This is a genomic window from Streptomyces sp. NPDC058052 (genome assembly GCF_042885515.1).
In the GTDB taxonomy this organism is placed as follows: domain Bacteria; phylum Actinomycetota; class Actinomycetes; order Streptomycetales; family Streptomycetaceae; genus Streptomyces.
Map to the genome: position 1 here is coordinate 174,731 of NZ_JBHVRX010000002.1, position 21,634 is coordinate 196,364.

Below are 21,634 nucleotides of genomic sequence, written 5' to 3' on the forward strand. Positions count from 1 at the left end.
AGCTCCCGGAAAATTCAGCGGCTTCTGCGGACGGACCGCAACACGCGCCGCGCCACCGCCCGCACTTCCCTGTCCGGGTCGCTTGACGCCACTGCGGACAGGACGCCATCCAACTCCTCCCAAGCCGCATAGGCTGACGAAACAAGAGCCGCTTTCCTCACCACCGAATCGATCGACTCACCCAAGAGAAGCTCACGAAACGCAGCAATCACCGCACTATCCGGAGATTCGGTCGCCAAACCGAGATGTCCGGCAGCGACGGCCCGCTCTTCAAGGGTGGACGCCTCGCGAACCCACGTCACAACATCAAGGGAATCGAGCACGTTCAGCCCGGCTCTCACCCGGCCGACCAGGCTTTCGATTCGCTTCCCAGGCTGAGCTTCCAGGGTCAAATAATGAACCCCGACCAGATCATCTTCAACATAGAACGCGGCGTCGATACCATTCCGATCAGACCACACCTCTTCGTATGGTTCATCGACGCTACCTTCCTCGAGACTCCGCAGAACCCACGTGATCCTGATGAAGAATGCACCTACTTCACTTCGAGCGACATTCGGACTCAAAGCAAGGCGAACGGTCGCCAGGTCTTGCTCGATCACGGTACAGTCCCATCTCTCACCAGTTGCCTGAGATGCTTCTCTAGCTCTCGCCTGACAAAATTTCTTATCGCACGCTCATTTCCGGATATTCCAGTCTCAGTAATATGCCAACACGCGTACCGTTTCAAAAGATTCCGCTCACGCTCCATGAATTCATCCGGACCGACCTTAAGGTCAGTCCGCTTAGGATAGTCACTCTGAGCCCTGATACCGAGATCTTTGATGGAAGGAAGCGGACGCTCACTCCCTTCATTGAGCTCATCATGCACGAATCGGGCCGTCACTCCCGACCCTTCCAAGACCATCGGCTGCTCAGGACCATAGCGTTCACCCCACCCCAGCGCCCCTCTGGAAGCGAGAAAGTTGGCCAGGGATTCAGTCACACTCGCGCCAGTGCCGCGCGCTGCCTCGATGTGAGAAAGCCGCGCCAGGGAGGCGGCCCTATCCAGCTCGTCCTCCGACAGCCCTGGAGGTGACGGGCGCCCATGCTGAAGAGCCAGTACCGCCTCCATGAAGAGCTGCGGGTCCCTGGGGGGTTCCGCCGCGATCTTCAGATACTTCCCCCCGGGCTTGGGGCGACCTGTCGTCGTTCCGATCTCTCCCACGTTCAGCTGCCCAGGCAATGGGCCAGCCTTCCGCCTATATCCGCCTGATTTTTCAAAAGCTGCGACAGCCCGGTCACGCATCTCCATCAAGAAGAATTCCCATTCGCGACGCACAACCCCTCTCCGGGAGAGATCCCTGACGTCCTGCACAGCAGCCGACGATCGCCCACGCGGACGGAATCGAAGAGACCTGGACGCCTCTTGCCCTCGCCCTACATTCCGCTGCCTCTCAAGGAATTCAGCAGGCCCGGAAACGGAATTATCATAATCCTCTTCTATCGAGACCCTCCTAATCATTCTATTTGAACCGACACCCGGCCCCGAGTATCGCTGCAGTCGATTGCGTCCAAAATTGTCGATCTCATCGTCGACTATTTTCTTGTCCTGCGGCGTGCACTCCCCCGGGGGCAAGAGGTGAGTCCCTGTACGCGCAGCCTGCACGTACACCTCATCGCCTTCCGGCTTTTTAGGTGTGACCACAACACGGAGGCTCGTGCTGAATTTTTTGGCTATTCGTGCAACGCGAGTCCGGACATCATCGACCTTATTCTCACTGGAGAGAACAAGTTCAGACTGCTTCAATGCCTCCCGCTCGCCGTTCGCCTCACCAGGAAATCCTCTCGCATTCTTCCCGGGGTAGGGCGAGGGATTTCTTTCGCCAGCTTTACGCCAGAGCGCCTTGCCCTTCTTGGCTATGAAGTCGACGATCTTGTCGATGGCTCGGTTGACCGGGCGGGAGACGGCCTGGAAGACGGAGCGGACCTTGTTGGCGAGGTTGCCTATGCCCAGGAGGGCGGCCAGGAAGCCGATGAGGAGGGGGACGCTGGCGGCCAGGGCCGTTTCGACCATCTTCGGGACGCCGGCCGCGCCGCCGTTGGCGATCTGGATGACCGCGTCCAGGACCGCGTTGACGAAGTCGGCTATCTGGGCGCCCTGGGTCACCACGAACGTGACGATGTCGATGATGCCCTTGACCGCGCGGACGAAGGCCGAGGCGGGGTTGAGGAGGGAGAGGATCCAGGTGACGCCGGCGATGATGACGGTCGGGACCAGGTATTCCGTGAGCTTCGACAGGATCGTCGACTTGAGGTCGCCCGCCTCCGCCTGGATCTCCTTGACCGCGCCCGCCGGGCCCTCCTTCGCCAGGGACTGGGCCACCGGGACCGTCGACTCCACGGCCGTCATCGCCTCGTCGGGGACGCCCTTGCGGGTGATGCGGGTGCGGATGTTCTCCCAGGTCAGGCCCAGGAGGGAGGCGATGAGCTGGATGATGCCGCGCAGGTCGAAGCGTTGCGGGAGTTCGAGGCCCGCCTTGGTCGCCGTGCCCAGGAGCCAGGAGACCAGGCCCGTCTTCAGGTGGGTGCCTATGTTCGTGATGAAGAGGTTGAGGCCGGCGCCCACCGCCTTCACCAGGTTGCCCAAGAAGCCGATCGGGTCCTTGATGATCTTCACGATCGCCGAGGCGGCCTTCGCCAGGATGCCCAGCAGCAGGTTCTTCAGCTCGTTGATCGTCTTGATGACGCCGGCGATCGCGTCCTTCGCCTTGTCGATCAGGCCCTTGTTGGCCTCCTGGAGCTTCTTGATCTCCTCGTCCACCGCGTTCAGCGCGGCCGTGTACTTGTTCGCCAGGTCCTGGACCAGCTGTTCCGACTTCTCGTCGACGCTCGCTTCCAGGTCCTCGAACTTGCCGGCGAAGTCCTGCTGCGCCTCCTCGCCGAACGCCTTCAGGTCCGCCGGAAGCCGGTCGACCTCCGCCTTCAGCTCCGTCCTGCCCTGGGCGATGCGCGTCTTCGCGCGGCCCAGCTCCACGCCGATCATGTCCGCGACGGAGGAGATCACCGTCCGCATCCGCGCCACGTACAGCTTGCGCGACTCCTGGTAGAGGTCGTTCGCCTCCTTCGGCAGGCCCGCGAACTTGTCCTTCAGCCAGCGGCCCTTGCCCAGGAAGCCGCTGTAGCGCTTGTCCTTGTACTTCTTCATGCGGGCCTTGTGGTCCGCCGTGAAGGCGTCTCGGGCCGACTTCTCGCCCGTCGTGAACGCGGTGTCGACCTTCTGGTCGAGACCCGTCAGCGTCGCCTCGACGTCCTTCTTCGTCGCGTCGAAGACCTTCTGGAGCTTCGCGGTGACCTCGGCCCGCTTCTGCTCGTCCTTCGACTTCGTCTCGCCCTTGCCGCCGTCGACCGCCTTGCCCGCCGCCGCCCGCGTCGCCGTCAGCGTGGTCATCGCCTGCGCCCCCGCCGCCGCCGCGCCCGCCTTCGCGGTCGCCAGCTGCTGGTCCTCGGCCGTGTGCGCCTTGCCGGGGGCCTTCGCGGAGTCCGTCTCCGCGGTCTTCTTCGCCTTCAGCGCGTCGTCGAACTCCGGCTCGTTGCCCTTGGCGAGCTGCTCCTCCGTCACCTCGGCGTCGGCCATCGTCTTGTCGTTCTCCGCCGGGCCCTGGGAGAAGTCCGTCACCGCCGGCGGCTGCTTCTCCGGGATCGCGTCGGACGCGGACGGGGCGCCCGGGTTGGCCGGCGGGCGGTCCGGGCTCATCGGGGTGACCGGTTTGTCCTTCGCCGCCGACGTGTCCGGAGGGGCCTTCGTCGTCGTCTCGATGTCCTTGGCCGAGGTGTCCTTGCCTTCGCCGACCTTCCCGTCGACCTCGTCCTTCACCTTGTCGGCCTTGCCGGACTTGGAGAACTTGTCGGCCTCGTCGAGGTTCTTCGGCGCCTGCGCCTCGATCGCCTTGTCGACCGCCGCGACGAACGCCGCCTTGTCGAACTCCCCCGGCTTCGCCGCGTTCATCTTCTCCGCGTTCGCGGCCTTGCCCTGCGCCTCCTTGTCGTCCGGGGGCGCCACCGCCGCGTCCTGCGCCGACTTCGACTCCGCCGCCGCCGGGGCGTGCGCGGCCATCGTCCGCTTCTTCGCCGCCACGTCCGCGCCCACCCGCCGGAATCCCGGCGCGGCGTTCGCGGGGGTCTTCACCGGGGCGGTGTAGCGCTGGGCGACGAGCCGGGCCACGGCCGCGTTGCCGGCCGCGCCCTGGAGGCGCTGCACACTGTGCGGCGAGAGTCCGCCGGTACGGGAGGCGGGTGCGGCCGGACCGGTCTGCCGGTCGTTCGTCGGCTTCTTCTCCGGGACGTCCTTCATCCGTCGCCTCCCGGTCGCCGTGGCCGCACGGCCAGGCTGCCCGCCGGCCCGTCCCCGCACGGAGGGCGGAGAGGGAGCGCCGATACCCCGACTCCCTTGCACCTTCGGGCAGTTCACGCTGCCCGGGCGGGCGGCCGATCATCCGTTCCGGGTGATCGAACCGCTCGTGAGAATGGCCCGGTTCCAAGGGAGCGGTTCCGAGGGAGCGGTTCCGAGGGAGCGGTTCCGAGGGAGCGGTTCCGAGGGAGCGGTTCCGAGGGAGCGGTTCCGAGGGAGCGGTTCCGAGCGCGTGGTTCGAGGGGAGCGGTTCCCCGGTCGAGGAGTGACGTCGAGGAGAGAGAGCACCGAATGCCGTCGTATCTGTCCCCCGGCGTCTACGTCGAAGAGGTCCAGTCCGGCTCCCGTCCGATCGAGGGGGTGGGCACCTCGGTCGCCGCGTTCGTGGGCTTCGCCCGGAAGGGGCCCTTCGACGAGCCGACGCTGATCACGAACTGGAGCCAGTTCGTGAGCCGCTTCGGCGACTTCGCCGAGGGGACGTACCTCGCCGCCTCGGTGTACGGCTTCTTCTCGAACGGGGGCGGGACCTGTTACGTCGTCCGCGTCGACGACGGCACCGCCGCACCCGACGGGGCCACCGCCACCGGCCCCGCCGAAGCCACCGGCCCCGTCGAGGCCACCGGCCCCACCGCCGTCGGTGCCTACTCGGTCGTCGCCCGCCCCGGTGTCACCGGCACGATCACCGTCGAGGTCGCGGACGTCGAGGGCGACGATCCGCCCTCCGACGCCTTCCGGCTGATCGTCAGCCAGAACGGCAAGCCGGTCGAGACGTACCCCTCCGTCACCACCAAGCGCAGCAAGGAGAACGTCGCCACCCGCGTCAACGCCTCCTCCGCGCTCATCGAGATCTCGGAGCCCGGAACCGGCGCCGCGCCCGCCCGCCCCGCGCCCCAGACGGTCACCCTCGCCCCGGCCCTGCCGGCCCCGGCCACCGGAGTGGTGACGGCCCTCAGTCCCGAGGTGTACGTGGGCGACGCCGACCGGCGTTCCGGACTCGGTGGCCTGGAGGCGGTCGAGGACGTCACGACCGTGGCGGTGCCGGACCTGATGAGCGCGTACGAGCGCGGGCTGATCGACCTCGACGGGGTGATCGCCGTCCAGCAGGGGCTCATCGCGCACTGCGAGCTGATGGGCGACCGGGTCGCCGTCCTCGACCCGCCGCCCGGCCTCAGCCCCCAGGAGGTCGCCGGCTGGCGCTCCGAGCGGGCCGGGTACGACTCCAGGTACGCGGCGCTCTACTACCCGTGGATCAACGTCGCCGACCCGTCCACCGGACGGATCTCGCCGGTCCCGCCGAGCGGCCACGTCGCCGGTGTCTGGGCGCGCAACGACGACCAGCGCGGGGTGCACAAGGCCCCGGCCAACGAGGTCGTCCGGGGTGCGGTCGCGCTCCAGACGCAGTTGACGAAGGGCGAGCACGACCGGCTCAACCCGATCGGCGTCAACTGCATCCGCGCGTTCCCCGGCCGGGGCATCCGGGTGTGGGGCGCGCGCACGCTCTCCTCCGACCCGTCGTGGCGTTACCTCAACGTGCGGCGGCTCTTCAACTACCTGGAGGAGTCGATCCTCGCCGGCACCCAGTGGGTGGTGTTCGAGCCGAACGACGACGCCTTGTGGGCGCGGATCCGGCGCACCGTCTCCGCCTTCCTCGTCAACGAGTGGCGCAAGGGCGCCCTGTTCGGGCTCAACCCCGAGGAGGCGTTCTACGTGAAGTGCGACCGCGAGACGAACCCTCCGGAGAGCGTCGACGCGGGCCATGTGATCTGCGAGATCGGTGTCGCGCCGGTCCGGCCGGCCGAGTTCGTGGTCTTCCGCCTGTCCCAGCTGACCAGCGGCACCGGTGCCGTCGACGAGTGAGGAGTCTCTCGTGCCCCTTCCCGATCTCGACAGTTCCGTCGGACACTCCTTCGGCCTGGAGTTCGACAGCGTCATCATCAGGCAGATCACCGAGGTCAGCGGCCTGAAGATGGAGCAGGACGTCATCGAGCTCAAGCAGAACACCGCCGACGGCAAGTACGCCATCAAGAAGCTGCCCGGCCGGCCCAAGGCGGGCGAGGTCACGGTGTCCCGCGGCCTCACCGAGGACAACAGCTTCGAGCGGTGGATCAAGGACTCGCGGTTCGGCCGGATGAGCGACGCGCGCCGCAACGGCGCGATCATCGTCTACGACTACGAGGGCCTCCCCATCAAGCGGTACAAGCTGATCAACGCCTGGCCCAAGTCGCTGGAGATCGGCGCGCTCAAGGCCGGCGACACCTCCGTCCTGACGGAGAAGCTCGTCATCACCTACGAGAGCATGGAAGTCGACTGATGCGGCGGACGACGGCGGCCGCGCCGTCCCACGCCGACCAGGGCGACGGCGCCGGAGCGGGACTGCGGACCGAGTTCCCGTTCCGTCTGCCCCGCGGGTACGTCGACGAGCACGGCACCGTCCACCGCGACGGCGTCATGCGGCTCGCGACCGCCCGCGACGAGCTGGTGCCGCTGCGGGACGACCGGGTCAGGGAGAACTCCGCGTACCTGTCGGTGGTGCTCATCTCCCGCGTGGTGACCCGGATCGGCGCGGTCGACGACATCCACCCCGGCGTCGTCGAGGACCTGTTCGCCTCGGACCTGGCCTTCCTCCAGGACTTCTACCGGCGGATCAACGCCGAGGGGCACACCCGCGCCGCCGTCACCTGTCCGTCCTGCCAGGAGGAGTTCGCGGTGGATCTCGCCGGTGGGCGCCTGGGGGAATCGTGACGTACGCGGCCGACCAGCTGTACGAGGAGGTCGCGTACCTCGCCTACCACTTCCACTGGCCACTGGATCAGCTCCTCGACCTGGAGCACGCGGAACGTCAGAGGTTCGTCGCCCATGTGGCCCGCCTCGGCGGAGGATGACCGACGGGGAGGGAGCGGAACGATGGGACTGCTGTCCTGGCTGCGCGGCGGGCGGGGGGCGGAGCGCCCGGCGGACACGCCCGCGCCGGTTCCGGCGTCCGCCTCCCGCGAGGACCGGTTCGACGTCGTCGAACTCCCTCCGATCCAGCGCACGCTGGGAGCACCGACGCTCGTCACGGACCCGTCCGCCTTCGAGCGCGGGCTGCCGACCCGGCAGCCGACCGCGCTCTCCACGCCCCTGGGCCACCTGGTCAGCGCGGAGGCGCCCGGCGGCCTGGTCCAGGGCGTGACGACGCCCGTCCAGCGGTCGCTGGTGGAGTTCCCCGTACGCGGCGGGGCGGCGCCGTCGGGGTCCCCGGTGGCCGGCGCCCCCGCCCCCGGGCTGCCGGCGGTGACGTCCCCCGTCGGCGGGCCGCCCCGGTCGGCGGGCCCCGTGCAGCGGACGACCTCCGCCCCCTCCCGTCACCCTTCCCCGCCCGCACCGGACATGTCTGCCCCGCCCGCGGTCCAGCGGACGCGCGAACCCCAGGAGAGCACGGAGGTCACGGAGGCCGCGGAGGTCACGGAGACCACCGGCCCGGAGGAGCTCCCCGCCGCCGCGACCGAGGGCTCCGGCGCCACCGACTCCGCAGGGACCGGGGCCGCCGAGGCCGCCCCCGAGCCCTCCGTACGCCCGCTGGTCGGCGAGCGGCCGCTCCTGGACACCCCGTCGCCGGACGCCGCCCCCGACAGCACCCCGGATCCCGCCCCGCCCCCGGTCCAGCGCTCCCTCCCGCCTGCCGGAACGGCCCCGGCCCCGGCACCGGCGCCCTCGCCGGCTCCCGGAGCGTCACCGCCCCCGTGGCGTGCCCCCGGCCTCGGAGCGCCGCTCGCCGCACTCCCGCCGACGGCCCAGCGCGTGGCCCACGCCTCCGCCCCGACCCCCGCGCCCGCCCCCGTACCGGCCGAAGGCACGCCGCCCCCGCTCCCCGCACCGGCGCCGGAGCCCGCGCCCGCGCCCGAGCCGGTGGCGCCGCTCCTCGCCGACCGGCCCCTGGTCCTGCGTACCGTGTCCTCCGAGCCGGGACCGGGCGCGACCGTCCCCGGAGCGGCTTCCGCCCCGGGGTCCGCCTCCGCGCCCGCCGTCCCCGTGCGGTGGGAGACGCCCGCCGTCCAGCGCCGGACACAGGCGCCCGCGGCCCCCGCCCTCACACCCGTACCCGCAGCCGCACCCGCACCCGCAGCCGCAGCCGTCCAGCGGGCCTCGGCGGGTCCCGCCGGGCGGCCGGCCGGACGCCCCGCTCCGGAGGTCCCCGCGCCGCCGCGGGACGCCGGGGACGTGGCCGTCGCGGCCGGGATCGCCCAGCGCATGGCCGACGGAAGCGTGGTCTTCGCACCGCCGCCGCCCGTACGCCGGTCCGCGGCCCCCTTCGTCCAGCGCGAGGTCGCCACCGAGGAACCTCCTCCCCCACCGCCGGAGGACGGCGGGGCCGCCGAGCCCGATTCCGTACCGGATCCGGACCCCGGCGCGGACCCCGCACCCGGCCCCGACGGGTCCCCGGCCGCGGGCGGCACGGGAACCGTCTCCGCCGGCTCCGGTGCCGCACCCGGCACTCCCCCCGTCACCGACGAGTTCGTGCGCGCCCTGTACCCGCCGCTCGCCCGGCTCTTCAAGGCCGAGCTGCGGCTGGAGCGCGAGCGGGCCGGACGGCTCATCGACACCCGGTTCTGACCGGGCGAGGCATCGAACACCGGAAGGAGCGACCCCATGGCCACCCCCGCCCAGAACGACGAACCCGCCGTCAGCGTCTGCTTCGTCGTCACCATCGACGACATCGAACTCGGGTCCTTCAACACCTGCGAGGGCCTGGGCTGCGAGGTGGTCCTGGAGACGCGCGAGGAGGGCGGCAACAACACGCACGTCTGGCAGCTGCCGACCCGCCTCAAGTACGCGAACGTGAAGCTGTCGCGCCCGCTCACCCGGGAGACCGAGAAGGTGGCGCGCTGGTTCGCCGGCATGACGACGGGCTTCACCCGCAAGACCGCCCACATCGAGGCGCGGACCGGGGACGGGCGCACGGTGGCGCAGTGGGGGCTCCTCGAAGTGGTGCCGGTGCGGTGGACCGGGCCCTCTTTCACTCCCGAGTCGCCGAAGGTGGCGATCGAGACGATCGAGATCGCCCACCACGGCTATGTGATGGAGGGCTGACGGCATGAGCGCCCCGATCGCGTTCAGCGCGGCCGGCACGTCCGGCGTCGCGTCCGCCGCCAAGGGCGGCTCCGCCCGGCCCAAGCTGGAGCACGCCTATCTGGAACTGCGGACGCCGCCGTCGGGCGGCGGGCTGACGCCCGGGGCGCCGTGCGGTCGGATCGACTTCCAGTTCAACCCGAAGGAGCTGAGCCTCACCAAGGCGGCGGCGTGGAAGCGGACGCCGGCGAAGGGCGCGAAGAGCGCGGGGCCGCCGGAGTACCAGGGCCCGCAGCCGAGCAAGCTGACGGTGGAGATGTTCTTCGACGCGAGCGACACCCAGGACACCCGGGTGGTGACCTCGGTGGAGCAGCTGTTCGCGTGCTGCGTGCCGACGAGCGAGACCCGGCAGCAGCAGCGGTCGTCGCCGCCGTGGGTGGTGTTCCACTGGGGCGGGCTGACCGGATTCCCCGGCTACGTGAGCCAGGTGCAGGCGAAGTACACGCTGTTCACGACGTCGGGCGTGCCGATCCGGGCGGTCTGCCTGGTGACGATGGAGGAGATCAGCGGGGAGACGCCCGGGCAGAACCCGACGTCGGGGGCGCTCACCGCCCGCCGGACGCACCGGGTGGCCGCCGGGGACTCGCTGCCGTCGCTCGCGCAGCGCGAGTACGGCGATCCGGCGGCCTGGCGGGTGATCGCGGAGGCCAACGGCATCGACGACCCGCTGCGGCTGGCGCCGGGCACCCGGCTGCTGCTGCCCGCCCCCGACGAGCTGGGCCGGCTGCGCGAGGCGCCGTCCTCGGGGGGTGGGCGCTGATGGCGCCGCCGGGCGTGGCGTCGGCGCTCGTCGTCGAGGTCGCGGGCGGTCCGCTGCCGGCACGGCTGATGAACACGCTGGTGGAGGGGTACGTCGACGACAGCCGGACGCTGCCCGACCTGTTCCTGCTGCGGTTCCGGGACCCGGACCGCACGCTGCTCGCGCAGGGCGGGATCGCGGTCGGCGCGGAGATCCGGCTGCTCGCGCGGGGCGGTGGCGGCACGGAGCCGCAGCCGCTGCTCACCGGGGTGGTGACGGCGCTCGAACTGGAGCTGGACGAGTCGGGCACGTTCACGGTGGTGCGCGGGCTCGACGAGACGTACCGGCTGCTGCGCGGGGCGCGGGTGGCCGGCTACCAGAACATGACGCTGTCCGACATCGTCGCCCAGGTCGCGCAGCGGGCCGGTCTGAAGCCGGGCACGGTCGACGTGGCCGGCCCGGTCCTCGACCACGTGGCGCAGGCCAACGTCAGCGACTGGGAGTTCGTGCGCGGCCTCGCCGAGGAGGCGGGGGCGCAGGCGTACGTGCGGGACGGGCAGCTGCACGTGGTGCGGCCGGCCGAGGCGGGCGGGGCGCCGGACGCGTCGGCGCGCGCGGACCGGGACCCGCTGGTCCTGGAGCGCGGGGCGAACCTGCTGCGCTGCCGGGCGTCGGTGTCGGCGGCCGAGCAGGTCTCCGAGGTGGAGGTGCGGGGCTGGGACGTGCGGGGGAAGCGGGCCCTGGTGGGCCGGGCGCCGGCGGGGACGTCGTCGACGCTGGCGCTGGGGATGACGGCGGCGCAGGTGACGGCGCCGTTCGGGGAGGCCCGGCACGTGGTGACGGACGGCGGGTACGGCACGCAGGAGCGGGTGGACCGGGCGGCGAAGGCGCTCGCGGAGCGGATCGCGGGCTCGTTCGCGGAGCTGGAGGCGGTGATCCGGGGGAACCCGGAGGTGCGGGCGGGCTCGGCGGTGGCGCTCAACGCGGTGGGGGCGCCGTTCGAGGGCCGGTACACGGTCACCTCCTCGCGGCACGTCTTCGACGCGCTGCGCGGGTACGAGACGTGGATCACGGTCTCCGGGCAGCAGGAGCGCTCCCTCCTCGGCCTCACGGGCGGGGGGCCGGCCGCCGCGGCGCACCGGTCCGGTGGCCTCGTCAACGCGACGGTGACGGACACGCAGGACCCGGAGGGTTCGGGCCGGGTGAAGGTGACGTTCCCGTGGCTGTCGGACGAGTACGCGAGCGACTGGGCGCGGACCGCGCAGGCGGCCGGGACGGGCGGCGGCGAGCCGTACATCCCGGAGGTCGGGGACGAGGTGGTGGTCGGATTCGAGCTGGGGCGCCTCGACCGGCCGTACGTGCTGGGCGGGCTCTACAACGGCCAGGACCGTCCGTCCGGGGGCGGTGCCGTGGATCCGACGTCCGGGGCGGTGGACCGGCGGGCCTTCGCCTCCAAGGGCGGGCACAAGCTCGAACTGCTCGACGCGGCGGGCGGGGCGCAGGGCGTCAGGCTGCGCACCGGCGACGGGAAGCTGACGATCGACCTGGACCAGGCGGGGACGGCCGTCACGATCGGCAGCGACGGGTCGGTGCGGATCACCGCGAAGGAGAAGGTGTCGATCACGGCCACGGGCGGGGTCAGCGTCGCCGCCGGGCGCGGTGCCCTCGAACTCAGCGGTGACAGCGTGTCGGTGACGGCACGTCAGGGGGTGCGGGTGGACGGCGGTCAGGGTGCGGTGCGGCTGGCGACCGGGGGCGCGCTCGACGTCCAGGGGGCCACGGTCACGGTGGACGGCACCCAGCGCACGGAGCTGAAGGGCGGCACGACGCTCTCCGTCAGCGCCCCCCTGGTGAAGATCAACTGATGGGCACGGGGGGAGACTCATGACACAGGCAGCGGCCGCGCGGGTCGGCGACCCGACCGCGCACCCCGGGGTGATCGGTCCCCCCGGGGTGTCGTCGGTCCTCATCGGCGGACAGCCCGCCGCCACCGTCGGCACCGCGCACCAGTGCGCGTCGCCGGCGGCGCATCCGCCGTCGGCGCTCGCGCCGCCCGGCTCCACCACCGTGCTGATCGGCGGCCGCCCGGCCGCCCGGGTCGGTGACCTGTCCGGCTGCGGCTCGGCGGTCGTGTCGGGCTGCTCGTCGGTGCTGATCGGAGGCTGAGGGGAACCATGGGCCAGGAGTTCATCGGCGCGGGCTGGGCCTTCCCGCCGCGCACGGACGCGACCGGGTCGATCGCGCTCGTCCGGGGCGAGCGCGAGCTGGAGGAGTCGATCCGGCTGATCCTCGCGACCTCGCCCGGGGAGCGGCCGATGCGGCCCGAGTTCGGCTGCGCGGTCAACGACTACGTGTTCGCGCCCGCCGACGCCGGCACGGCCGGACAGCTCGCGTACGAGGTGCGGCTCGCGCTGGAACGGTGGGAGCCCCGGATCGAGGTGACGGAGGTCGCGGTCCGCTTCGACGAGGTCGACAACGGCGTGCTGTACATCGACATCGGCTACACCGTGCGCGGCGCCAACGACCCCCGGAACCTGGTGTTTCCGTTCTATGTGATCCCGCGCCACGACACCGCCCTGCCGCCGGCCCCGGGGACGTCCGGGTCCGGCGGTCCTGAGGAGGACCGCTCATGACCCTGCCCAGCCCCCATCTGGACGACCGGCACTTCCAGAGCCTGGTGGACGAGGCCAAACGGCTGGTGCAGCGGCGCTGCCCGGAGTGGACCGACCACAACGTGTCCGACCCGGGCGTCACCCTCATCGAGGCGTTCGCGACCATGGTCGACCAGCTCGTCTACCGGGTGAACCGGGTGCCGGAGAAGAACTACCGCACCTTCCTGGACCTCATCGGCGTACGGCTCCATCCGCCGACCGCCGCCGGCACCGACGTCACGTTCCGCCTCTCGGCGCCGCAGCCGGAGCCGGTCTCCGTGCGGGCCGGCACCGAGGTGGCGACGGTCCGCACGGAGACCGAACCGGCCGTGGTCTTCGGCACCGTCCGCGACCTGACGATCGTGCCGTGCGCGTACGCGGCGCTGGCGACCCTGCCGGCGACGGGTGCCGGGACGGGCCCGGGCGCCGACCCGGTGGACCGCACCGCGGACCTGGCCCTCGGCCGTGACGTCCCCTGCTTCTCCTCCCCGCCCGCCGCCGGCGACGCCCTCTACGTGGGCCTGTCGACAGCCGTCCCCGCCGGCGTCGTGGTGCTGCGCCTCGACTGCGACGTGCAGGGCGTGGGCGTCGACCCGCTGCGCCCGCCGCTCGCGTGGGAGGCGTGGGACGGGCAGCGCTGGGCGGCCTGCGAGGTCGAGAAGGACGACACGGGCGGCTTCAACCGGTCCGGCGAGCTCATCCTGCACCTGCCGGCGACGCACACCGCGCTGAGCATCGTGCGCCGCCCCGGCGGCTGGCTGCGCTGCCGGCTCGTGGCGGCGGCCTCCGACCAGCCGACGTACGTGGCGCCACCGGTGGTCCGCGGGATCACGGCCTTCACCATCGGGGCGACGGTCGCGGCGGAGCACGCCGAGCGGATCACGGACGAGGTCCTGGGGACGGCCGAAGGGGTGGCCGGGCAGTCCTTCACCGTCGACCGGCCGCCGGTGGTCCCCGGCGAGTTCACCCTGGAGGTCGTCGCACCCGACGCCGACGACGACGCCGAGGCGCCCTGGACCCGGGTCGACGACTTCGCCCACTCCGGCCCCGAGGACCGCCACTTCACCCTCGACGAGGGCACGGGCCGCGTCGAGTTCGGTCCGGCCGTCCGCGAACGGGACGGCACCGTACGGAACTTCGGCAAGATCCTGCCGAAGGGCGCGACCGTCCGGGTGCGCGCCTACCGCACGGGGGGCGGCCTCCGCGGCAACGTGGCGCGCTCCACCCTCCGCGTCCTGCGGAGCACCGTGCCGTTCGTGGCGCGCGTCGAGAACCGCCGCCCGGCGCTGGGCGGCGTCGACGGCGAGACCGTCGACAGCGCCCGGATCCGCGGCCCGCTCACCCTGCGGACGCTCCAGCGGGCCGTCGTGCCGCGCGACTACGAGCTCCTCGCCCGCCAGGTCGCCCCGGACGCGGCCCGTGTGCACTGCGTCCCCGAGGACGGTGAGGCGGGCGTCCGGCTGCTCGTCGTCCCGTCCGGGCGCGGCGACACCCGCGGCCGGATCGCCTTCGACGAGCTGATCCCCCCGCCGCGCACCCTCCAGCGGATCGCGGAGCACCTGGAGGCCCGGCGGCCCGTCGGGGCCCGGCTGGTCGTCGAGCCGCCGTTCTACCAGGGCGTCACCTTCGTCGCGACCGTGCAGGCGAGCCGCGGCGCCACCGCCGAACGCGTCCGGGAGAAGGCGCTCGCGGCCCTCGACGGCTACTTCAACGCCCTCAACGGCGGTCCCGCCGGCGACGGCTGGCCCTTCGGCCGCCCGGTCCAGACCGGCGAGGCGTACGCGGTGCTCCAGCGGGTCCCCGGCGTCGACCTCGTCGACGACGTGCGCCTCTACCGTGCCGACCCCGTCACCGGGCAGCGCACCGAGGTCCCCGACGGACGGATCCCCCTCGACCGGCACGCCCTCGTCTTCTCGTACGAGCACCAGCTGCGGGTCCGGGAGGTCTGACCGCCGTGCGCACCGACGTCCCCGGGCTGCCGAACCCGCACCCGCTCATCGACCTGCTCCCCGCCGTCTACCTGGAACACGACTTCCTCGCCCGCTTCCTCGGCGCGCTCGACGAGGTCCTGGCGCCGGTGCTCCTGAGCCTGGACAACCTGCCCGCCCACCTCGACCCGCGCACCGCTCCCGAGGACTTCCTCGACTGGCTGGCCGGCTGGGTGGCCGTCGAACCCCACGAGGACAGCCCCCCGGACCGCCGTCGCGCGGCCGTCCTCGGCGCCGTGGACCGCCACCGGGCCCGCGGCACCCTCCACGGCCTCGCGGAGGCGCTCCGCCTGGAGACGGGCGGCGCGCGGGTCGCGCTCACCGAGAGCGGCGGCACGGTCTGGTCCCCCACCCCGGGCACCCCTCTCCCCGGCAGCCGCCGCCCCTGGGTCACGGTCCGGCTCACCGTCCCGGACCCGGCCCGGGCCAACCGGTCCCGCCTGGAGGAGCTGATCACCGCGGAGCTCCCCGCCCACGTCGGCTTCACGCTGGAACTCATCCCCGGGGGTACGAGATGACCTGCCCGACGTGCGGCCAGCGGAACACCCCGGGAACCCCGTTCTGCGCCTCCTGCGGGGCGTTCCTGGACTGGGAGGGCGAGGACGCCGGCGGGCCGGACCCGGGTCTAAGGGGCGGTTCCGGTACGGGATCGGGTACGGAGGCCGGTGCGGGTACGGGCGCGGGCGCGGGATCCGCGCAGCCGGCGCCGCCGGTCGCGCACCCTCCGGTCGTGGCACCGCCGGTCGTGGCACCGCCCGCTCCGGCGCCCGTCGCACGCCCGGTGCCGCCGGTCGTCCTTCCGGCGATCCCCTCGCAGGCGCCGCCCGCGCAGCCGGCCGTGCGGCCACCCGTGCCACCGACCGTCGCACCCCCGGTGGTGGCGCCGGCGGAGGGGCCGGAGGCGGCGGGGCCGCGGCGGCCCGGCGCGGAGACCGACGCGCCGGTGCCGGGACCGACGCCCGAGACCCCTCGCCCGGCCCCCGACGCGGCCGCGCCGGCGCCACCCGCCCCGACCGTCCGCTGCACCGGGTGCGGCACGGCGAACGAGACCGACCGCACCCTGTGCGTACGGTGCGCGCTGCCGCTGGCCCCGGGCCCGGCACCGGAGGCCCCGCCACCGTGGTGGCGCCGGCTGCCGCGCCGCGGGCGACGGCAGGCGCCCGTGGCGGGCACCCGTCCGCGCCGCTCCCGGCGCAGGCCCCGGATCGTGCTGCCGCTGGTCCTCGTCCTCCTCGCCGTCGGCGTCTGGTTCGGACTGCCGCACGCCGGACGCCTGCTCGGCCTGGCACGGGAGGAGACGAGCCCGCCCGAGGCGCTCCCGCCGTCGGCCGTACGCGCCTCCCGGTCCGTCGAGGACCATCCGGCGAGCGCGGCCTTCGACGGCTTCAGCAACCGCTACTGGGCGGCGCCGGCCACCGGCGCGACCCTGGAGGCGGACTTCGATCCGCCGGGGGTCCGGGTGACGAAGCTGGTGGTCTTCGCGGGCACGTCGGCGAAGAAGGACGAGTTCCTGACCCAGGCGCGCCCCGCGCGGCTGCTGGTGGAGGTCGTCTCGGCCGACGGCGACGCCCAGACCCGCCGCATCACGCTCAAGGACCAGCCGGGCCAGCAGACCTTCACCCTCCGCGGCTCCGGGGTGACCCACGTCCGCATCACCCCCGAGACCGCCTACGGCTCGGCCCGCGGCCGCCACCTGGCCCTGGCCGAGGTCGAGTTCTTCGGCCACCGCGGCTGAGCCCGACCGCCGGCGTTCAGCGCGTGCGGTGGAACTCGTTCCCCGCGGCGTCGACGGACTCGCCGGATTCCTCGCCGTGTCGGGCGACCTCCAGGCGCAGCCGGTTCCGGCCGGACTTCGGTGCGGCGGGCGGGCCCATCACCAGCGAGACGGTGGCGGCGGGATGCCGTCGCAGCCGGACGCCCCCGTCGTGGTGCTCGGCGGCGTGCCAGCCGGACTGCGCCTCCCAGAAGGCGGATTGGGCGGGGCGGTGTTCCTCGGCGACGTCGAGGCAGATCGCGACGAGACCGGAGTCGGCGAGGACGCCGGGGTGGCCTGGACGCAGGAGGCAGAACTCGTTGCCCTCCGGGTCGGCCAGCACGTCCCACGGGACGTCCCCCTGCCCGATGTCGGTCCGCCGCGCGCCGAGGGCGAGCAGGCGGGCGACCTCGGTCTCCCAGTCCGGCCCTCCGGCCAGGTCCAGATGGAGCCGGTTCTTGTGCCCCACCGCCTTCGGCTCGGCGGCCTGCGCGAACCGCAGCCGCAGCCCGCCCGTCAGGCCCCGCGTCGCACTCCCCCAGAAGTCCTCCATGCGCGCGACGTCCACCGCGTCGATCACGATCCCGGTCAGCATCCTTCTCCCCCTCGGCCGTCGGACACGTGGCCGGTCCATTGTGGCCGCGGAATCCGGCGCCGTCCCGCGGACCGGGCGATCCCGGCGGCTCGCGGGGCCCGGCCGCGTAGGATCGCGGGGTGTTCGAGTACCACGGGTGGGTCACGATCAGGGAGACCGCGACCGTCGACGACGACGACGCGCGGCTGCGGCGGATCGTCGACGGGCTCCGGCTGCGCATCGCCGGGATGGCCGACCCGTACCTCCTGGACCTCCGGTGGATGAACGGCGAGCCGTTCCTCCACCTGGGCGGCAACGCCAACCACCGCTCGTCCGCGGAGGTCCTCCGGCTGTTCGAGCACGTCGGCGCGGTGGCACCCGGTTCCTACGGTCTGCTGCACGTCCGCGACGACGAGGACCCGGGCCACGAGAACGAGGTGCGCGTGTTCAGGCTCGCGCGCGGCGCGGTCACCCAGCACACGGAGACGCTGTTGTCCCCGTGCGTCCCGGAGTTGGAGGATCCCTTCGGCGGCTTCGGCGACCGCGACGGCCGGCGCCCGGAGTGACCGTCCGCGGAGCGGACCCGGCGGCTGTCGGTGCCGTCGAGTAGGTTCCCTCCGTTCGGCCCGACGGACGGGCCGCCGAACCGGGGAACCCTCGCCGTGAGCATCCACCTGCACTTCCGCGCCGTCGCCGAGTCCGAGATCCACGACGACCACACCTGGCTCGCCGGGTTCATGTCCGACGCATGGGACGTCCACGAGGAGGAGTACGCGGCGGGCATCACCGACTCCATCGACAAGATCTGGGGCTCTGTCCACGAGTTCTACGCGGCCGCCGGGACCCTGGACACGGACCCCGGCGAGCCCTGGACCCTGCCGGTCTACGGCGGGCGCCCCGTGCCGGACAGCGCCGACGCCGACCCCTCCGATCCCCCGATGATGCTCCTGGAACCGCCCGGCGTGTCCCAGGCCGCGCGTTTCCTCGCGACCGTCTCCTTCGACGCCCTGTGGGACGTCGCCGGTGCCGGGTTCGAGGCCCGCGGCTGTGCCAGACAGGAGTTCCTCGAACACCACACGTCGCTGCGAGGCTTCTACGGCCGGGCGGCGTCGGCGGGCCACGCGGTGGTCAAGGTCGTCTGGGCCTGAGACCTCGGGCGCGCGTCCCCGCGGTCCGCACGGTCACGTGACGAGGTCGCGGGCCAGGAGCGCCGCCCCCAGGCAGGCGGCCGTGTCCCCGAGGCGGGACGCGGCCACGACGGGACGCCGCTGGAAGGTGAGGCGTTCCGTCACCGCCTCGCGCAGGGGGACGAGGAGGGTGTCTCCCGTCGTGGCGAGCGCGCCGCCGATGAGGAGCGTGCCCGGGTCCAGGATCGTGAGCGCCGTGATGAGCGCGTCGGCCAGGGCGTCGACGGCCTCCCGCCAGACGCGGGCCGCGGACGCGTCGCCGGCCTCGACGGCCCGGGCGCACGCGAGGGCGTCGGCCCCGGGACGGCCGCCCGCCCGCCGCCACGCCCGGGTGATCGCGGCGGTGGAGGCCAGGGTCTCCAGACAGCCGGAGCGGCCGCAGGCACAGGGCGGGCCGCCCGGCCGCACGGTGACGTGGCCGATCTCGCCCGCCCGGCCGGCGCCGGGCTCGATGCCGCCGCCGAGGCCGATCGCCCCGCCGATGGTCCGGCCCACGGACACGAACAGGAAGCGGTCCCGCGGGCGGCCCGCCCCGAGACGGCCCTCGGCGAGCCCGGCGGCGCGGACGCCGTCCGCGAGCGCGACCGGGATTCCGCCGAGCGCGCGGCTCAGGCGCTCCCCCGTCCCCGGGTCGGCAGTGCCCGCCGTCGTCGCGAGACCCGCCGCCTCCGCGCCGGCGCCGAAGTGCCGGCGGCCGTGGGCCCGGAGGTCCTCGGCCAGGCGGAGGAGCGGTTCCCCCGGGAGAGGACCGGTCGCGCGGCCGCCGATGGGCGGCCGCCGGATCTCGTACAGCGCCCTCCCCCATGGCGACCGCTCCACCGGCGCCCGTCCGCCGGGCGAACTCCCGTCCAGGGCAAGAGCGTGCAACACCGGTCCAGGCTGCGGCGCGTCCGGCGTCGCCGCGTCCGTGGCGATCAGCGCCCCTCTCGTCCCGGTGTCGCTCGCGTCGAGGGCGATGACGTACCTCACGGGTCTCCTTTCGCGTGGCGCCCCGCCCGCGCGCGTCGGGGCGCGCGGGGGCGGGCGGGGCGCCTGGCGTGTCCGGGCGCTCAGAATCCCGGGCGGTCGTCCACGCGGACCAGGTGGTGGCCCCGCATCGTGTACAGCCGACCATGGCTGTCGGCGTTGACGTGGGGGCCGCTGTACCAGGCGCCGTCGATGTCCGCGACGACCGTGCTGACGGCGAAGGTCTCGGGGTGGAAGCGGAAGAGCGTGGTGTCGGAGACGCCGTAGACGACTCCGCGGCTGGTGACCATGGCGGCGAAGCCGGGGCAGAGGGCGCGGTGGTCGGCGGTGTGGATCAGGGTCCGGCGCTTGAGGTCGACGACGAAGAAGCCGCCCCGCCTGGTGAGTCCGTACAGGTGGCGGCGGCGGACCGCGAGGGCCGCGACGCCGGTGGCGAACGGGAGGTCGAGGCGCCACAGTTCACGGCCGGCCACCGGGTCGAAGGCGACGAGCGTGCCTCGCGTCCCCTGGGTGGTGGGGTTGTCGCCGCCGAGGTAGGCGACGCCGTCGCGGGTGGTGACGGCCCGGACGAGCTGGAGGTCGTCGACCGGGTCGACGTGCGCGGAGGTGGCGCGCGTGGCCGGGGAGAACGTCCACAGCGAGCCGCCGCCCTCGGTGTCGGACTGCACGCCGACCAGGAGGAGTTCGTTCACGGGGTCGTAGCAGACGTCGAGGGGGCGGTTCTGCTCGCTGGGGTACGAGGCGATCCGGTACGGCTGCGGGTCGGTTCGGGGGTCGTAGGCCCAGATGCCCTGCGAGCTGTACTGGCCGGTGTAGAGGACGCCGTCGAGCAGTTCGGCGTCCTTCGCCTCGCCGGGGGCGCGGAGGTTGACGACCTTGCCGGTGCGCAGGTCGTGGCGGGCGATGACGTTGTTGCCGCCGACGTAGACGTGGCGCCGGTCGGCGGCGATGCCCATGGTCGTCTGGGGGATGACGGGGGCGCCCGCCGCGCCGAGGTCGGTGACGACCGAGGTGCCGGCGGCGGGGTCGATCTCGGCGACGAATCCGTAGCCGGAGACGAGGGCGAGGCTCCCGCCGGCGTGGTCGAGGCCCCAGACCTCGCCGAGTTCGGGGCCGTCGAAGACGATCCGCTCGGTGACGCCGGTGCTCAGCGCGTACGAGTACAGGCCGGACTCGGTGACGAAGCGGACGAGGTCGCCGTCGGCCGTGAGGTTCTTGACCACCTTGCCCTCGGAGCGCGCGAGCGTGTACGAGGAGAGGTCGGCGAGGTCCATCACGGCGAGCTTGGCGGGCTCCGTCGAGGCGGCGGTGCTGACGAGGAGCCGGTCCCCGAGGACGGCGAGTTCGCGGACGCTGGGGTCCTTCTCCATCTCGGCCGGCGTGACGAGGGTGAAGGTGCCCGCGGCCCGGTCGTAGGCGTACAGCGATGCCTTGCCGGCGCCGTCCCCGCCGGCCAGGGTGCTTCCGGCGCCGAAGAAGACGGTCGTGTCCGTGGCGGCGACGGCCCGGGCGAGGGTGGCCTTCGGGTCGGGGACGCCCAGATTGGTCACGGCGCCGGAGCGCGGGTCGTACTGCCACAGCGCGGGCGCCTTCCCCGGGATGCCGCCGACGGCGTACACGGTGCCGTCGGGGGCGACCGCGAGCTCCCGGACGTCGCGGTCCTCGGTGCGGCCGACGCCCACCGCCGGGACGTCCGGGGTGGTCAGGTCCCAGCGGAAGAGGTTCGGCCTCCCCTCGTCGGCCTTCGTCAGCACGCCCGCGTACAGGTATCGGCCGGTGGGGTCGGCGGCGAGGGCCTGGACGGAGTGGCCGGTGCCGAGGGCGGTCCGGGTGACGACCCGGCGGCTCGGCAGGTGGAAGCCGATGACCTGGGTCGGCGTGAGGTTGCGGGAGCCGATGTAGACGGTGTCGCCGACGAGGAGGCCGCTCATCAGCGCGAACTGCTCGATGGCGGGGCCCAGGTCGGTGACCGTGGTGCCGGGTGCGGGCGCCCCGGCGGGCACGGCCCGGGCCGGTGCGGCGAGCGCCGGGGACGCGGCCGCGGCGAGCCCGAGGGCACCGCCCGCGCGGAGCAGCCGGCGCCTGTCGAAGGACGGGGTGGTTTCCATGGGGACTCCTGTGTCGTCGTGCGGGCGGAGGGGAGTGGGGCGAGCGGGACCGGGGTGGGTACGAGGGGGGCCGGAGGCGGCGCGGGGGCGGGGCGTGACGAGGGGGCCGGAGTCGCCGCGGCGTGGTCGGGTGCCGAGGGAGGCAGGAGACGGTACGGGGGGGCGGGGC

20 protein-coding genes are annotated in these 21,634 nt (G+C 73.0%); 15 read left to right on the forward strand and 5 right to left on the reverse strand.

Translation table 11 applies throughout. The features are described from left to right. Window positions 1-14: 14 nt before the first annotated feature. Window positions 15-602: a hypothetical protein gene (locus ACFVU3_RS03390; RefSeq protein ID WP_390063243.1), complete on the reverse strand. Its 588-nt coding sequence runs from the start codon at window positions 600-602 to the stop codon at window positions 15-17. Continuing rightward, window positions 599-4,333, reverse strand: coding sequence for a hypothetical protein (locus tag ACFVU3_RS03395; protein ID WP_390063245.1), 3,735 nt, complete (start codon window positions 4,331-4,333; stop codon window positions 599-601). Before ACFVU3_RS03395 ends, ACFVU3_RS03390 begins: the two co-directional genes overlap by 4 nt. Window positions 4,334-4,681: 348 nt before the next feature. Between ACFVU3_RS03395 and ACFVU3_RS03400 the strand changes: the two genes are divergently transcribed. The 13 genes from ACFVU3_RS03400 (at window position 4,682) to ACFVU3_RS03460 (ending at window position 16,612) form a co-directional block, all read left to right on the forward strand. Further along, window positions 4,682-6,247 (forward strand): phage tail sheath subtilisin-like domain-containing protein, encoded by a 1,566-nt coding sequence (locus ACFVU3_RS03400; RefSeq protein ID WP_390063246.1) that lies wholly within the window; start codon window positions 4,682-4,684, stop codon window positions 6,245-6,247. A 10-nt stretch (window positions 6,248-6,257) separates the two neighbouring features. Beyond that, complete coding sequence (locus ACFVU3_RS03405; protein WP_150233589.1) at window positions 6,258-6,701, forward strand: phage tail protein; 444 nt, start codon at window positions 6,258-6,260, stop codon at window positions 6,699-6,701. Further along, window positions 6,701-7,132, forward strand: coding sequence for a hypothetical protein (locus tag ACFVU3_RS03410; protein WP_390063247.1), 432 nt, complete (start codon window positions 6,701-6,703; stop codon window positions 7,130-7,132). The genes ACFVU3_RS03405 and ACFVU3_RS03410 overlap by 1 nt, the downstream gene beginning before the upstream one ends. After that, on the forward strand, window positions 7,129-7,272 hold the full coding sequence (locus ACFVU3_RS03415) for a DUF6760 family protein (protein ID WP_390063249.1): 144 nt from the start codon (window positions 7,129-7,131) through the stop codon (window positions 7,270-7,272). The genes ACFVU3_RS03410 and ACFVU3_RS03415 overlap by 4 nt, the downstream gene beginning before the upstream one ends. Window positions 7,273-7,294: 22 nt before the next feature. Next, window positions 7,295-8,983: a hypothetical protein gene (locus ACFVU3_RS03420; RefSeq protein ID WP_390063251.1), complete on the forward strand. Its 1,689-nt coding sequence runs from the start codon at window positions 7,295-7,297 to the stop codon at window positions 8,981-8,983. Between the two features lie 36 nt (window positions 8,984-9,019). Continuing rightward, window positions 9,020-9,460: a phage tail protein gene (locus ACFVU3_RS03425; protein ID WP_390063252.1), complete on the forward strand. Its 441-nt coding sequence runs from the start codon at window positions 9,020-9,022 to the stop codon at window positions 9,458-9,460. A gap of 4 nt (window positions 9,461-9,464) precedes the next feature. Next, window positions 9,465-10,259 (forward strand): LysM peptidoglycan-binding domain-containing protein, encoded by a 795-nt coding sequence (locus ACFVU3_RS03430; protein WP_390063254.1) that lies wholly within the window; start codon window positions 9,465-9,467, stop codon window positions 10,257-10,259. Further along, a complete protein-coding gene (locus ACFVU3_RS03435; RefSeq protein WP_390063256.1) occupies window positions 10,259-12,103 on the forward strand; it encodes a VgrG-related protein in 1,845 nt (614 codons plus the stop codon). The genes ACFVU3_RS03430 and ACFVU3_RS03435 overlap by 1 nt, the downstream gene beginning before the upstream one ends. 19 nt (window positions 12,104-12,122) lie before the next feature. Next, a complete protein-coding gene (locus ACFVU3_RS03440; RefSeq protein WP_390063258.1) occupies window positions 12,123-12,404 on the forward strand; it encodes a PAAR domain-containing protein in 282 nt (93 codons plus the stop codon). Between the two features lie 8 nt (window positions 12,405-12,412). Then, on the forward strand, window positions 12,413-12,871 hold the full coding sequence (locus ACFVU3_RS03445; RefSeq protein ID WP_390063259.1) for a GPW/gp25 family protein: 459 nt from the start codon (window positions 12,413-12,415) through the stop codon (window positions 12,869-12,871). After that, entirely contained in the window at window positions 12,868-14,838 is a 1,971-nt protein-coding gene (locus ACFVU3_RS03450) for a putative baseplate assembly protein (protein WP_390063260.1), read from the forward strand. Before ACFVU3_RS03445 ends, ACFVU3_RS03450 begins: the two co-directional genes overlap by 4 nt. Window positions 14,839-14,843: 5 nt before the next feature. After that, on the forward strand, window positions 14,844-15,395 hold the full coding sequence (locus ACFVU3_RS03455; protein WP_390063261.1) for a phage tail protein: 552 nt from the start codon (window positions 14,844-14,846) through the stop codon (window positions 15,393-15,395). 212 nt (window positions 15,396-15,607) lie between these two features. Beyond that, window positions 15,608-16,612 (forward strand): NADase-type glycan-binding domain-containing protein, encoded by a 1,005-nt coding sequence (locus ACFVU3_RS03460; RefSeq protein WP_390063263.1) that lies wholly within the window; start codon window positions 15,608-15,610, stop codon window positions 16,610-16,612. 16 nt (window positions 16,613-16,628) lie between these two features. Here the strand turns inward: ACFVU3_RS03460 and ACFVU3_RS03465 are convergent, their stop codons facing one another. Then, window positions 16,629-17,225 carry a VOC family protein gene (locus ACFVU3_RS03465; protein WP_390063265.1) on the reverse strand — a complete coding sequence of 199 codons (597 nt, stop codon included), beginning with the start codon at window positions 17,223-17,225 and terminating at the stop codon, window positions 16,629-16,631. 119 nt (window positions 17,226-17,344) lie between these two features. Here ACFVU3_RS03465 and ACFVU3_RS03470 point away from each other — a divergent pair, with 119 nt between their 5' ends. After that, entirely contained in the window at window positions 17,345-17,770 is a 426-nt protein-coding gene (locus ACFVU3_RS03470; RefSeq protein WP_390063266.1) for an Imm7 family immunity protein, read from the forward strand. A gap of 96 nt (window positions 17,771-17,866) precedes the next feature. Beyond that, complete coding sequence (locus ACFVU3_RS03475; protein WP_390063268.1) at window positions 17,867-18,352, forward strand: DUF1877 family protein; 486 nt, start codon at window positions 17,867-17,869, stop codon at window positions 18,350-18,352. Window positions 18,353-18,385: 33 nt separating this feature from the next. On the opposite strand, the gene ACFVU3_RS03480 is transcribed toward ACFVU3_RS03475, so the two are convergent. Both ACFVU3_RS03480 and ACFVU3_RS03485 read right to left on the reverse strand, forming a co-directional pair. Continuing rightward, on the reverse strand, window positions 18,386-19,261 hold the full coding sequence (locus tag ACFVU3_RS03480) for an ROK family protein (RefSeq protein WP_390063657.1): 876 nt from the start codon (window positions 19,259-19,261) through the stop codon (window positions 18,386-18,388). A gap of 179 nt (window positions 19,262-19,440) precedes the next feature. Then, window positions 19,441-21,465: a PQQ-binding-like beta-propeller repeat protein gene (locus ACFVU3_RS03485; RefSeq protein WP_390063269.1), complete on the reverse strand. Its 2,025-nt coding sequence runs from the start codon at window positions 21,463-21,465 to the stop codon at window positions 19,441-19,443. Between the last annotated feature and the right edge of the window lie 169 nt (window positions 21,466-21,634).